Source organism: Campylobacter sp. RKI_CA19_01122, from assembly GCF_025771325.1.
GTDB lineage: Bacteria > Campylobacterota > Campylobacteria > Campylobacterales > Campylobacteraceae > Campylobacter_D > Campylobacter_D lari_D.
The window spans coordinates 99,972-112,594 of record NZ_JAKMPZ010000004.1 but is presented as its reverse complement, the minus strand read 5'-3'; the positions used below and the strand labels follow the sequence as shown (position 1 = coordinate 112,594).

The window sequence follows — 12,623 nt, the reverse complement described above, 5'->3', positions numbered from 1 at the left end:
GTTTAAAATGTATATAATCAAAAATAATACCAAGGATAAAAAATGCAAATAACTTTAAGAATTTTTCGTTTTGATAAAGATAGTGATTATTTAGCTTATTATAAACCATATGTTTATGATAGTAAAAATTTTAAAAGTGTTTATGATATTTTAAGTCAGATTAAAAAAGATGATATATATTTTGATTTTGAAGAAAACCCAGAAAGTTGTATTAAAGTTAATCAAGTTACCATTAGACAAAGAAGAGATTTAAGTAATATTATTGAAAGATTTGGAAAAGAACTCATCATAGAACCACTCGATACTAAAAGAGCTATTAAAGACTTGATCATGGATAAGAGTGATTTTTTAGAAAAACTTGAACTTTTTAAAGGACTTATTGACATACATGATATAGAGCTTTACAAGCAATATGACTTTTTATATTATACAAGCGAAGTAAGAGAATTTCTACCTGAATATTTAGGAGATAGTTTCTTTATATTTGCCTATAAAATGCTACTTAAATATCCAGAAAAAACTCCACAATTTTTAAAATTGATAGCAGATGAAGAAAAAGGAATTTATTATCATACTAAATTCAAAAATTTTATTTCATCTAATGAGCTTGACTATGAATCTTACATCAAAGAATTAAAAGTTATGCTTGTAAAATCAGGTCTTGCAAGAAGTATTTTTTAAGGAATTAAAATGTATAAAATTTACACCAATAGCAATAATGATTTATTTTGTTATTTTGATATTATCAAAAATGTCTTAGATACAGTCGGTGTTGAAAGCACATTATGTGAAAAACCTTTGGGTAAAAATTATTTTATTATTGACTATGATCCTAAAGATATTTTAGATGAATATTCTAGAATGATGGATGAGAATAATATCTTAGCTTGCGAATATAGCTCTTATGAAATTATGAGTAAAATCGATAAGATTAAATACGCTCCAGAGTTTTTTTTAAAATACTTAAAAACAGAACACATTAAATATTTTTTTGATAAATTTAACATAGGTGTATATCAAGGATTTTCCCATGCTAATTGCTCTTTAGAACTTGCTAAGATTCTTAAAGCAAATATAATTGATTTTGAAAGAAAATATAAGAGTTGTGGCTATGGATTCTTAAGTTTAAATGCGCAATTAGCTTATAAAAGTGCAGCAGCAATCATTTTAGATGCTTATGATAGTGGTTGTGATTTTTTAGTTGTAGAAGATTTTTATTCTTTTTATATGTTTGATAAGTGTTCTAAAGAATTACAAGCAATTTCAAATAGAAATTTTGAAGATTTTTATATTTTAAGTTTCGCAGAGCTTGCAAATTTAGCTCTAGGTATAGTACCATACACTTTAAAAAAACACAAATTAAAAGTGAGTTTAGTCAATGAAAATCGCTCTTGAATGCAAGGATTTAATTTTAGAAAAAACTTTAGAAATTGCTTTAAAAGATTTTTTAGTTTTAAAAAAAGATTGTGATTTTTTAGTCTGTGATGAAAAAATCAACACACAAAAGCCACAATTTATCATCAACAAAAAATCAAATTTCTTAACTCACCCTTTTAACATAGAAGAGTTGCTATGTGCTTTAAATGATTTCAATGCAAGCTTGCAAAATATTGCCTATAAAATAGCAATGCGTGAGAAAAAAATTATGAATCAAAAATGTGAAGCCATTTTAGAACAACTACGCCAAGAAAGTCATGAAAAAATCGATGCAATATTTGATCTTTATAAAACAGAGTTAAAAAATCTTATCAAAGAAGAAAGTAATAATGCATAAAACACAAGAATATCAAAGCGTAAGAGATTTTTTAAAAAATTACAAAGAGGATAAAAAAACAAGCTCAAAAAAACAAGCTCAAAAAATTTACACCGCCATAGAAAGTGGAATTTATAAGGGTAAAAAAATTTTACTTCCTAGCCTAGATACCACAAGAAGCACTAAAAGCATAGTAAAATCATGTGTTTTTAATGTTTTGCGTTTTTCTTTGCAAGATAAGGTTTTTATAGAGGCCTTTGGAGGAAGTGCTTTAATGGCATTAGAAGCAAGAAGCAATGGTTGTTTAAAAAGTTATGCCATAGAAAAAGATAAAAAGGCTTATGAAATAGCTTTAAAAAACGCTTCTGGTGTTGATCAAAATACTCTTTGTTTTAATGATGATACTTTTAAAAAAACTCCTCAAATTATTCAAAATTCCAAAGAAGATATTATTTTATATCTTGATCCTCCATTTGATATTAGAGAAGGTTTTTTTGATATTTATGAAAAAACTTTAAAATTGATAGAAAATATACAAAATTCAAATGTAAAAATCATTATCATTGAACACCACAGCACTTTTAAAACTCCAACTAAAATACAAGATTATGAGAAAACTAAAGAAAAAAAATTTGGCTCAACCACTCTAAGTTTTTACTCCTTTATATAAATTTGGAACTTTTTTTGCTTTAATTTTATGAAAATAGCATAGATTAAAGGAAGAATCGATGAGAATATTATTATTTTGCTTGGTATTAAATCTAAGCGTTTTTGCAGCTACTATTAAAGAACTTACCAATGTAGTGGGTGTTAGAGATAACCAACTTATAGGATATGGTTTGGTTGTTGGCTTAAACGGAAGTGGAGATGGTACAAGTAGTGAATTTACTCTACAATCTATTTCAAATATGCTTCAAGGTATGAATGTAAAAGTTAGCCCAGGTGATATAAAATCAAAAAATACAGCAGCAGTAATGGTAACAGCAAAACTTCCTGCTTTTGCAAGAAGTGGGGATAAGCTTGATGTAAGTGTGGCTTCTTTAGGTGATGCAAAATCTTTACAAGGTGGAACCTTACTTATGACAGCTCTAAAAGGAGTTGATGGAGAGATTTATGCAGTAGCTCAAGGTTCATTAGCTATAGGTGGACTTAGCCCAAGACCGGGTGCAGCAGGAACACACTCAACCTCAGCAAATGTTATTAATGGCGCTGTAGTAGAAAGAGAAATTCCACAAAACTTTAACCAAAGTGAAGATTTGATTTTAAGCTTAAAAGAAGCAGATTTTAAAACAGCTAATAATATAGAAAGAGTTTTAAATACTATTTTTGACACAGATATAGCAAAAGCTTTAGATTCTAGAACTATAAAATTAACAAAACCTGAAGAATTTTCTCATGTTGAATTTATGGCAAGAGTATTAGAACAAGATATAGCTTATACCCCAGAAAGCAAAGTAATCATTGATGAAAGAACAGGAACTATCGTAGCGGGAGTAAATATAGAAGTTGAACCTATATTAATTACTCATAAAGATATTACTATAAAAATTGATCCAAACAATACCGTAGCTTTAGGACAAAATGAAATTGATATGAAAGATGGTGGTATTTTAGACCCTGTATCTAATACTTTAAAAATCACAAACAATAAAACAACAGTAGCAAACATAGCTAGAATGTTAAATAAACTTGGAGCAGCACCAAATGATATCATAGCTATTATGCAAAATCTAAAAAGAGCTGGTGCAATCAGTGCTGAATTAGAGGTGATATGATGAGAGTTGATAATTATTTAGCGAGCAAAAATTACAGCAGTGAGCTTTATGAAAACATTACCAAGCATAATAATAGCTATAAGGCTGCTAAAAACTATGCAGATAGTGCTTTTAAAAATGATTTAACTCATATACAAGCATTAAATGATGAAGATAAAGCTTTAAAAGAACAAACCGATGCTTTTGAAGCTTTCTTAATCAAAAGTGTTTTGGATATTTCTTTAAAACAAGAAAATTCTTTATTTGGAAAAGATGCAAGTGATGAAATTTATTCATCTATGTATAATGATACTATGAGTAAAGCATTAAGTGGTGGTTTAGGTTTTTCAAAATTATTATTTGATTATTTAAAAGAAAGGCGTTAAGTTATTTTTTTAAGTGTCGATATGGTTCTTAGAGTTTTTCAATAGAACTGGAGGCTTAAAATGATAAACCCTATACATCAAAGCTATGTGGCTCAAGTTGCTACTAGCGATATAAATAAAACAGAAAACAAAGAAAATAACAAGGCAAAAGAAACTCAAAAGGTAGAAGAAAATAAGGCATCTTTTATTGCTTCACAAATAAAGAATGGCGAGTATAAAATAGACTTGCAAGCCACTTCAAAAGCAATAGTAGATTCTTTATTATAATTTTTATCCTTTTTTGGGTTAGTGCCTAAGAAAGGATAAAAAATGGTTAAACAACACTTAGACAAAACAAATTCTATTTTAGAAAAACTCATCAATCTTACTTTAGAAGATATAGCTCAAATTCAAGCTGCTAATCACCAACATGTTAGCAAAAGCGTAGAAGAAAAAACTAAACTTGTAAATGATTTTCAAATTGCTAAAAAAAATCTTGATAAGGCTTTAGTAGAACTTAGCAATCAAGGAAACAATAAGGGTTTAGACGAACTTTTAGATGATGAAGATAAAGAAAAACTTGCTCTTTTAAAGCAAAATTTAAACACCTTACATCAAAAAAATAAAGAATATGCTAAATTGGCTCTTATTATTAAAAATTTTTACGACAATCTTTTAAATACAATGTTTGAACAAAATGGAACAAATAATGCTTATGGGGATAATAAGACAATTCCAGATTCATTATTTAAGATCAATGTTTAAAGGCTAAGTCATGGGAATTTTTGATAGTTTATATACAGGGGTTAGTGGTATAAGAGCTGCTGAACTTCAAATCAATACCACAGGTAACAATATCTCTAATGCAAATGCAGTATTTTATACTAGACAAAGAGCGGTGCAAAGTTCAGGTATGTCTCTTGATAGAGGTGGCTTACACCTAGGAACAGGTACGCAAATTGATACTATTAAAAGATTGCATGATGAGCATTCTTATTATGAGCTAAAAAACGCCACTACTCAACAAAACTATACAAATTATTTAGGACAAATTTTACAAGAAGCAAGTCAAAGATTTCCTGATATGCAAGGAACTGGTATTTTACAAGATTATAAAAATTACTATGATGCGTGGAATAACTTTGCTTCCAACCCAAGCGATGGAGCAAGTAAAATAGATCTTGTTAATAGTGCAAACACATTAGCTCAAAACATACAAAAAACATTACAAGATCTTAGCAAAATGCAACAAACAGTTAATGAGCAAATTCAACAAACCGTAGATGAGATTAATAACATTGGTCAAGAAATTGCAAATATTAATAAACAACTTGAAAATGAAGAAGTTTTACCTACCGATAATGCAAATCAACTAAGAGACAAAAGAGATGAACTTGAACTTAGACTTTCAAAGTTAGTTAATGCTGTTGCTTGGAAAGGAACAAGCTCTCAAGATAGTACTTTAGAATCTACCATGACTGATTCTGGAAGATATTATGATTTAAGTATTCAAGGTTTTAGTATAGTAAATGGCTCTAGCTTTCACCCTTTAAAATTAGATAATAACAACCCTAATGGTTTTTATCAAATTTATTATGAAGTAAATGATGAAAACCGCTATGATTTAACAAGCAAAATTTCAGGTGGGCAGCTTGGTGCTCAACTTGATCTTAGAGGTAGAAATTATGATGGCAATCATGATACTTACAGCGATGGAAAATTACAAGAGTATAAAGATATGCTCAATACCTTTACAAAAACACTCATAACTCAAACTAATAATGTCTATGCTCAAGCAGCAACCGATAAAGTAAATTCAGATGATTTAAAAGGTTTAAAATCTGATACTTCTTTAATGAGTTATGATAAAAACATCCAAGCAGGAAGCTTTGACATCACAGTTTATGATGAAAAAGGTAATGCAGTAGCTACTAGAACTATAAAAATAGATGTCAATACCACTATAGAAGATGTTATTAAACAAATCAATGCAGATATTGATGATAATAAAAATGGTCAAGGTGGTGATGATTTAAATGATTATTTTCAAGCCTTTTATCATTATGATGGAAAAAGTGATAGTGGAAATTTCCAAATCAATGGCTTAAAAAAAGGTTATAAAATAGCTTTTAAAGACAATGGCACAAATTTCCCAGGCGCTTTAAATGTATCTTCATTTTTTAATGGTCAAGATGCAAGTAGCATTAATGTAAATTCAAGCATTAGAAATGATCCAAATAGCTTAAAAGCAAGCTCAAACGGAGTTGATGGAAATAACGATGTAGCTAATGCTATGTTGCAACTTCAAAATCAAAAAGTAAATTTTTATAATAAAGATGGTACAGTAGATACTATGACTTTAGATGGATATTATAGAAAATTTACAGGCCAAATTGCTTCAGATGCTGAAAGCAATGGCTTTGCGCATGCGACTAATATGACGGTATTTAATACAGCTTATGCAGAATACCAATCAAAAAGTGGTGTAAATACCAATGAAGAATTAGCAGCACTCATACAATATCAAGCAAGTTATGGCGCTGCAGCTAAAATCGTAACTACCGTTGATCAAATGCTTGAAACCTTGCTTGGTTTAAAATCTTAATGCAAATTAAAGCTCTTTTAGATGAAGCAATTTTAAGCAAAAACACTCAAAAAGAGCTTTTTTCTCATCCTGATCCTTTGCAAATTGCAAGTGTTTATAAAGATGAAAATATAGCCTTGCTTTGTGCTTTATTTGCCTATGGGAATGCTAAAAATATTGTAAATTTTTTAAATAAACTTGATTTTTCCTTGCTTGAAAGAAACGATGAGATTATTAAAAAAGAATGTAAAAATCTAAAATACCGCTTTCAAAACTCTCAAGATATAGCTCAAATTTTTATCACACTCAAGCGCTTAAAAAATGAAGATAGTATAGAAAATATTTTTACCAAAACTTATCAAAAAGAACAAAATATCACACAAGCGATAAAAATTTTTATAGAAACAATTTACAAGCTTAATCCTTATAAAAGTTATGGTTATGAATTTTTCTTTTCAAAAGAATTTAACCTTCCAAAAGGTCCTTTAAAAAGATATAATATGTATCTTAGGTGGATGGTAAGAAAAGATGAATTAGATTTAGGTTTGTTTAAAAATATCGATAAAAAAGACTTACTCATACCCTTAGATACTCATACTCATAGAGTTTCATTAAAACTTAAGCTTTTAAAGCGTAAGATTTATGATTTTAAAAGTGTTTTAGAACTTACGCAAAGTCTTAAAAAATTCGATCCTGCTGATCCTATAAAATATGATTTTGCTCTATATAGAATCGGACAAAACAAGGAAAGCTTATGGAGCTTGAATTAACTTATTATGTGATTTTATTCTTTGTTGCTGCTTTTGCAGGTTGTGTTGATGCGATTGTAGGTGGTGGTGGGCTTATTACCATACCTGCTTTATTTGCTTGTGGTATTCCTCCTCATTTAGCCCTAGCTACTAATAAACTTCAAAGTACCTTTGGATCACTCACTGCGGTTTTAGCTTATAGAAAATCTATGCATATAGAAAAGATAGCTTTGGGAATTTTATTTACTGCTATTGGAGCTGCCATTGGAACTTATGCAGTCTTACTAATAGATCAAAATGCTGTTAAAATCATTGTATTAATTTGCCTTGTTTTAATCTTTTTTTACACTATTTTCAAGCCTGATTTAGGCCATGTACATAATAAAGCTAAAATGAGTACTACAAGCTTTCAAATCATCTTTGGCTTGCTACTTGGTTTTTATGATGGTTTTTTAGGGCCTGGAACTGGATCTTTTTGGATTTTTGCTTGCGTGATATTTCTTGGTTTTAGCATGAAAAATGCAAGCATTAATACCAAAATCTTAAATTTTACTAGCAATATAGTAGCTTTAGGGGTATTTTTATACTCTTATGAGGTGCTTTGGAAAGTTGGTATTTTAATGGGTATAGGTCAAATTTTAGGTGCTTTTATAGGATCAAAACTAGTCTTAAAAACGCAAGGAACTTTTATCAAAAAACTCTTTTTGATTATGGTTGCTTTAACTATAGCTAAGGTTGCTTATGATTATCTTGCTTAAATTTCTTGACTAATTTGCCACATAGGTAAAAATACACCCAAGGCTAAAACTAAAATCAAACTCGCCATAAAAATTGTCATCAAAGGCTCCAAAACACTCAAAAGCTTTTGAGTATAATTTTCTTTTTTATACTCATAAAACAAAGCAAGCTCATAAGTACTTTCATCTAATTTAGAACTTTTTAAAGCTAAATTTAACATTCTTATCACAAAAGACTCAAAAAGCTTTGTGTTAGAAAAAGCTTGAGCTAAATCAAGTCCTGATTCAAATGAAGTCTTTATAATAAACATTTTGTTTTTAAAGAATTGATTTTCTATACCTTCACAAGCAAGTTTAAAAGCTCTTTTTATATCCACTCCTGCTTTTAATAAATATGAAAAAATTAAGAAAAAACAAAATTTATCTTGATAAAATATTATTTTTCCAAAAATGGGAAAATAAAAAAGAATTTTATGAAAAAACAAAGACTTTCTAAAAGAATAAGCAAGTATTATAAAAATTCCTATATTTAATAAAATAATCATATAAAAATGACTAAAAAAATCAGCTATAATAAAAAGAATTTGAGTGATTTTTGGCAAATCCAATTCAAGTTGTAAAAATAAAGTTTTAAATTCAGGCAAAACTAAAGTTATAAGAATAAAAAAAGCAAAAATAATACACATAAAAACGAAAAGTGGGTAAGCTATAGCCTTTTTTAACTGCTTAAAACTATAAAGATTTTTTTCTTTTAAACTAATAATAATATCAAGAGCCTTATGTAAATCTTCTCTGCCATCACAAATTTTTAAAATAGCACATTCTCTAGAATTTAAAATATCTTTAAAGGCTTCATTATAAGAACTTCCATTATTGAGTTTATTATAAATTGTATTAAAAATTTTAATATTTTGTTTTTCATAGCTTGATTTTAAAAATTCTAAAATTGCTTCCTGTAAGCTTAATCCTGCCTTTAAGATCATATTTAAATCCTTAAGAATGAAAATAAGCTCTTCTTCTTTGATTTTATGTTTTATCGGTTTGAAATATTCTTCAACACTAATAATATTTACAAATGACTTTAACGCAAAATTTCTAGCTTCATATAAATTTCTAGCCCTTATTATATATTGTTTTTGCTCTTTATTTAATACATAAAAAATAACAAATTTTTTCAAAAACTAATCTTTCTTAACTCATCTATACTTGTTAAGCCAAGTTTTGCCTTTTCTAAAGCATCCATACCTAAAGTCAAAAAACCTTTTTTTAAAGCGTATGTTAAAATATTTTCATAATTTGCATTATTTTCTATCATATTTTTTAAATTATGATCTAAAAACAAAAATTCAGCTACCATCAAACGCCCTTTATATCCACTATACATACACTCAACACAACCTTTTGCTTTGTAAAATTTTCCTTCAAAAACTTGATTTTGAAAATAAAATTTTTCCTTGTTAGGTTCTTTACATTCACATAGTTTTCTTACTAATCGTTGAGCTATAATTAAATTAAGAGAATGAGCTATTAAGTATTCTCTTGCACCCATATGCTTCATTCTAAAAATAGCGTCTATAGCGCCATTAGTGTGTAGGGTACTTAAAACTAAATGTCCGCTTAAGGAAGCTTTTAAAACTATATCCAAACTATCCTCATCTCTAATTTCACCTATCATAATCACATCAGGATCGTGTCTTAAAACTGCTCTTAAAGCTTTGTGAAAATCAAATCCAACTTTAGAATTTAAAAGAATTTGTTGAGCATATTTAAGTTTATATTCTATAGGATCTTCTAGAGTGATGATTTTTTTACTTTGTTCAATTTCATTTAAAATAGCATGCATAAAAGTACTTTTACCACTCCCTGTTGGCCCACAAAACAAAATCAGACCATAAGGTGCATTCGTGTGTATTTTCAGCTGAATTAAATTTTCTTCTTTGATAAAAAGTTTATCAAGTTTTAAAACATATCCATCTTGTTTTAAAATTCTAAACACTATGCTTTGTCCAAATAATAAAGGCATAATTGAAACTCTAAAATCATATTTTTGTTCTAAAATGATTTTAGAAAAACTCCCATCTTGAGCTTGTCTTTGTTCAGCTACATTAAGCAAAGCAATAATTTTTACATGCATCAATAAGGCTTGGTATGATTTTGCATCAAAACTATATATATATTTTAACTCCCCATCTATTCTAAATCTTATATATACTTCATTTTCTAAAGGCTCTAAATGGATATCACTTGCTCTTAAAAAACAAGCATAAGTTAAAATTAAATTCAAAAACTGCTCTAATAAAAATTCATCTTTATTTTCATCACTTTTCAAACTAAGCTCTAATCTATTAAGATGATTTTGAAATTTAATTAAAAATTTAACCCTTTCTAGTAAAAATTCAAATTGCGTAAAAACACAAAGAAAAATCTTGATAGTTTTAAAACGATATAAATTTTGTATTTTTTCCAAAACATTCTCTTCCAATGGTTTAAAGGAAGCTATATGGATATTTTCATCATCTTCATAAAAACAAAAAATATCATGTTGTTCTATTAAAGAAAAAGGCAAAATGTGAAGATATTTTTCAAAATCAAAAGTTTGATTTAAATTTAAAAATTCCATTTTATATTGAGAAGCAATTTCTTTTAAAGAATACTCACTTAAGTTTTTTAATTTTTGATGTGTATCACTCAAAATAAATCTCCAAAAGCTTTTCGTATTCTTTTTTAGCTATTAAAGCATCTTCATATCTTCCGAGTTTTATTTTAGCATTAATAAAAACAAGCCAAGCTTCTTTTTGCAATAAATCAAAATCATTAGCTTCTATAGCCCAAAAAACTGCTTGTTTGTATTCTTTATTTTGATAAAAATATTTTGCTAAATTTAAAGCATTTTCATAGTTTGGTTGATTAATGAATTTTTCATAAAATATGTTTTGATCGAAACTATTGTTTTGAATTTCTATAGCATTTAAAAAAGAAAAACATATTAAGATTTTAAAACATATCATCTTCATGCTGAAAACCTAGGTCTTTTAAACTTAAAATTTTATTATTAGTTTTTACTAAACTTGGTTTGATAATAAAAACTATTTCGCTAATATCTTCATAATTTTGTTTTCCTTGAAATAAAGCTCCAAAAAGTGGAATTTTAGATAAAATGCTTATTTCATTATGATTATTAATGGTATTTTTACTAATCAATCCGCCTAAAATTAAAGTTTGTCCATCATCAACCTCAACTACAGTAGAAAGCTTTTTTTGTATAGTATCTGGCGCTATATTTCTTGGTTTACTTTGTCTATGATTATCAAAACTATATTTAAAATCACTCAAGCTTGGATTAATCCTAAGCATAATTTTATGATCATCTGAAATCTCAGGCAATATATTAAGTAAAATTCCTACAAAAATAGAGTAATTATTATATATTTCACTAACTATTGTACCATTTTCTGTTCCTTTAGAACTTTCTTTTACTTGATAATTTATTGTATCGCCTATAGAAATAATAGCTTGCTGATTGTTTAAAGCCATAAGTTTTGGGTTAGAAAGTATAGTTGTTTTACCATTTTCTTGTAATAAATTTAAAATAGCTTTGGTTTCAATATTTGCTTTTAAGTTAATATTTCTAACACCATCTTTATTAATTATAAAATCATTATCATCACCATTAAGTTTAAAAGCAAGTTCTTGCCAATTAATTCCACTTGAATGATTTTTGTTTAAATGCACAGCAACAATACTTACATCAATTAAAACTTGTTTTTTAAGTCTTTTATTTAAGTCATCTAAATATTTTCCAACTCTTGCAAGTTCATATGGAGTTGCATTTAAAGTAATAATTCCTGCATTAGTATTGACAATAGGTTTAGTTGTATTTTCATCCAACAAAGATTGAATTTCTTCTGAAATTTTCTCCCAAAAATCAAATTTATCAGTACTAATAACTAAATTATCTACTTCTTTATAATTATCATAATCTCCTTGTTTTGGTCTAGAATCCACTGAAGCTTTAGTAATACTTTGTCCTTCTCTAATAGAACTTATATAATGCACTTTAAAAGTTTTAACTTGTTTTCCATAAATTTTTAAAGCATTTTTATCGTATTCATAAGCAAGATTGTTTTCCACCAATAAAAGCTTAAAAATCTCTCTTAAAGACATTTTCTTTATATGTAAATAATTTTGAGCATGCATTAATTTTTCTTGAGCAAAAATATCTTTGATAATAATACTAAAATCACACTCTCTTCCGAGTTCATTTAAAATTTCAAGCAAAGAAGTTTTGTTTTCTACTCTTATATTAAAAAAATGCTGATTACACTGCATGGCAAATACATTTGTAAAAAACAAAAAATTAATACATAAAAATACTATTTTTTTCATACAAATTTACAACCATTATTTTTTCTTCCTTTTTTAATACAACTTGAGAATTTCTAATTTCAACTATTTTAAAACCATCAATATAATCGTTTAAAGCATACCACTTATCATTAATCTTAATCTTATTTGAAACAATAGCTTGCAAAGAAAAATTAGATTTTATATTTGTAGTCTTTTTAAAAAAAGGATCTTGAATTGAAATTAAATTATCAACATAACAATTTTGATTTAAAAATGGATAATTAACACCAAAAGCATTAATTACCCATAAAACAAGAAAAAAAATTCGAAACAA

16 protein-coding genes are annotated in these 12,623 nt (G+C 27.4%); 11 read left to right on the top strand and 5 right to left on the bottom strand.

The features are described from left to right. Positions 1-42: 42 nt before the first annotated feature. Genes L8U37_RS03465 through L8U37_RS03415 form a run of 11 tightly spaced genes read left to right on the top strand, consistent with a single transcriptional unit; the run spans position 43 to position 7,963 of the window. Positions 43-681, top strand: a complete 639-nt coding sequence (locus tag L8U37_RS03465) for a DUF5644 domain-containing protein (RefSeq protein WP_133319369.1) — start codon at positions 43-45, stop codon at positions 679-681. Positions 682-690: 9 nt separating this feature from the next. Next, positions 691-1,395 carry a hypothetical protein gene (locus L8U37_RS03460; RefSeq protein ID WP_220566453.1) on the top strand — a complete coding sequence of 235 codons (705 nt, stop codon included), beginning with the start codon at positions 691-693 and terminating at the stop codon, positions 1,393-1,395. Continuing rightward, positions 1,379-1,774 carry an ornithine carbamoyltransferase gene (locus L8U37_RS03455; RefSeq protein WP_133319371.1) on the top strand — a complete coding sequence of 132 codons (396 nt, stop codon included), beginning with the start codon at positions 1,379-1,381 and terminating at the stop codon, positions 1,772-1,774. Before L8U37_RS03460 ends, L8U37_RS03455 begins: the two co-directional genes overlap by 17 nt. Then, complete coding sequence (locus L8U37_RS03450; RefSeq protein WP_263728600.1) at positions 1,767-2,423, top strand: RsmD family RNA methyltransferase; 657 nt, start codon at positions 1,767-1,769, stop codon at positions 2,421-2,423. Before L8U37_RS03455 ends, L8U37_RS03450 begins: the two co-directional genes overlap by 8 nt. 58 nt (positions 2,424-2,481) lie before the next feature. Next, a complete protein-coding gene (locus tag L8U37_RS03445) occupies positions 2,482-3,528 on the top strand; it encodes a flagellar basal body P-ring protein FlgI (protein ID WP_220566452.1) in 1,047 nt (348 codons plus the stop codon). Next, positions 3,528-3,893, top strand: coding sequence for a rod-binding protein (locus L8U37_RS03440; RefSeq protein WP_207921002.1), 366 nt, complete (start codon positions 3,528-3,530; stop codon positions 3,891-3,893). The genes L8U37_RS03445 and L8U37_RS03440 overlap by 1 nt, the downstream gene beginning before the upstream one ends. Before the next feature lie 60 nt (positions 3,894-3,953). After that, positions 3,954-4,160: a flagellar biosynthesis anti-sigma factor FlgM gene (locus L8U37_RS03435; RefSeq protein WP_133319374.1), complete on the top strand. Its 207-nt coding sequence runs from the start codon at positions 3,954-3,956 to the stop codon at positions 4,158-4,160. A 42-nt stretch (positions 4,161-4,202) separates the two neighbouring features. After that, a complete protein-coding gene (gene flgN / locus L8U37_RS03430) occupies positions 4,203-4,637 on the top strand; it encodes a flagellar export chaperone FlgN (RefSeq protein ID WP_133319375.1) in 435 nt (144 codons plus the stop codon). A gap of 10 nt (positions 4,638-4,647) precedes the next feature. After that, a complete protein-coding gene (gene flgK / locus L8U37_RS03425; protein WP_263660511.1) occupies positions 4,648-6,477 on the top strand; it encodes a flagellar hook-associated protein FlgK in 1,830 nt (609 codons plus the stop codon). Then, positions 6,477-7,226 (top strand): TIGR02757 family protein, encoded by a 750-nt coding sequence (locus L8U37_RS03420; protein ID WP_263728598.1) that lies wholly within the window; start codon positions 6,477-6,479, stop codon positions 7,224-7,226. Before flgK ends, L8U37_RS03420 begins: the two co-directional genes overlap by 1 nt. Continuing rightward, a complete protein-coding gene (locus L8U37_RS03415; RefSeq protein ID WP_133319378.1) occupies positions 7,211-7,963 on the top strand; it encodes a TSUP family transporter in 753 nt (250 codons plus the stop codon). The genes L8U37_RS03420 and L8U37_RS03415 overlap by 16 nt, the downstream gene beginning before the upstream one ends. Here L8U37_RS03415 and L8U37_RS03410 read toward each other — a convergent pair. From L8U37_RS03410 to L8U37_RS03390, 5 genes are read right to left on the bottom strand one after another with little or no spacing between them, the layout of a single operon-like run. Next, positions 7,960-9,120: a type II secretion system F family protein gene (locus L8U37_RS03410; protein WP_263728596.1), complete on the bottom strand. Its 1,161-nt coding sequence runs from the start codon at positions 9,118-9,120 to the stop codon at positions 7,960-7,962. The genes L8U37_RS03415 and L8U37_RS03410 overlap by 4 nt on opposite strands. Further along, complete coding sequence (locus L8U37_RS03405) at positions 9,117-10,634, bottom strand: GspE/PulE family protein (RefSeq protein ID WP_263728595.1); 1,518 nt, start codon at positions 10,632-10,634, stop codon at positions 9,117-9,119. The genes L8U37_RS03410 and L8U37_RS03405 overlap by 4 nt, the downstream gene beginning before the upstream one ends. Then, on the bottom strand, positions 10,627-10,956 hold the full coding sequence (locus L8U37_RS03400; protein WP_133319381.1) for a CDC27 family protein: 330 nt from the start codon (positions 10,954-10,956) through the stop codon (positions 10,627-10,629). The genes L8U37_RS03405 and L8U37_RS03400 overlap by 8 nt, the downstream gene beginning before the upstream one ends. Then, positions 10,937-12,328 carry a pilus (MSHA type) biogenesis protein MshL gene (gene mshL, locus L8U37_RS03395; protein ID WP_263728594.1) on the bottom strand — a complete coding sequence of 464 codons (1,392 nt, stop codon included), beginning with the start codon at positions 12,326-12,328 and terminating at the stop codon, positions 10,937-10,939. The genes L8U37_RS03400 and mshL overlap by 20 nt, the downstream gene beginning before the upstream one ends. Next, complete coding sequence (locus L8U37_RS03390; protein ID WP_133319383.1) at positions 12,300-12,623, bottom strand: hypothetical protein; 324 nt, start codon at positions 12,621-12,623, stop codon at positions 12,300-12,302. The genes mshL and L8U37_RS03390 overlap by 29 nt, the downstream gene beginning before the upstream one ends.

Excerpts from the sequence above, each read along its gene's own strand:
- L8U37_RS03465 (WP_133319369.1), top strand. The coding sequence starts at position 43 with ATGCAAATAACTTTAAGAATTTTTCGTTTTGATAAAGATAGTGATTAT.
- L8U37_RS03460 (WP_220566453.1), top strand. The coding sequence starts at position 691 with ATGTATAAAATTTACACCAATAGCAATAATGATTTATTTTGTTATTTT.
- L8U37_RS03455 (WP_133319371.1), top strand. The coding sequence starts at position 1,379 with ATGAAAATCGCTCTTGAATGCAAGGATTTAATTTTAGAAAAAACTTTA.
- L8U37_RS03450 (WP_263728600.1), top strand. The coding sequence starts at position 1,767 with ATGCATAAAACACAAGAATATCAAAGCGTAAGAGATTTTTTAAAAAAT.
- L8U37_RS03445 (WP_220566452.1), top strand. The coding sequence starts at position 2,482 with ATGAGAATATTATTATTTTGCTTGGTATTAAATCTAAGCGTTTTTGCA.
- L8U37_RS03440 (WP_207921002.1), top strand. The coding sequence starts at position 3,528 with ATGAGAGTTGATAATTATTTAGCGAGCAAAAATTACAGCAGTGAGCTT.
- L8U37_RS03435 (WP_133319374.1), top strand. The coding sequence starts at position 3,954 with ATGATAAACCCTATACATCAAAGCTATGTGGCTCAAGTTGCTACTAGC.
- flgN (WP_133319375.1), top strand. The coding sequence starts at position 4,203 with ATGGTTAAACAACACTTAGACAAAACAAATTCTATTTTAGAAAAACTC.
- flgK (WP_263660511.1), top strand. The coding sequence starts at position 4,648 with ATGGGAATTTTTGATAGTTTATATACAGGGGTTAGTGGTATAAGAGCT.
- L8U37_RS03420 (WP_263728598.1), top strand. The coding sequence starts at position 6,477 with ATGCAAATTAAAGCTCTTTTAGATGAAGCAATTTTAAGCAAAAACACT.
- L8U37_RS03415 (WP_133319378.1), top strand. The coding sequence starts at position 7,211 with ATGGAGCTTGAATTAACTTATTATGTGATTTTATTCTTTGTTGCTGCT.
- L8U37_RS03400 (WP_133319381.1), bottom strand. The coding sequence starts at position 10,956 with ATGAAGATGATATGTTTTAAAATCTTAATATGTTTTTCTTTTTTAAAT.
- mshL (WP_263728594.1), bottom strand. The coding sequence starts at position 12,328 with ATGAAAAAAATAGTATTTTTATGTATTAATTTTTTGTTTTTTACAAAT.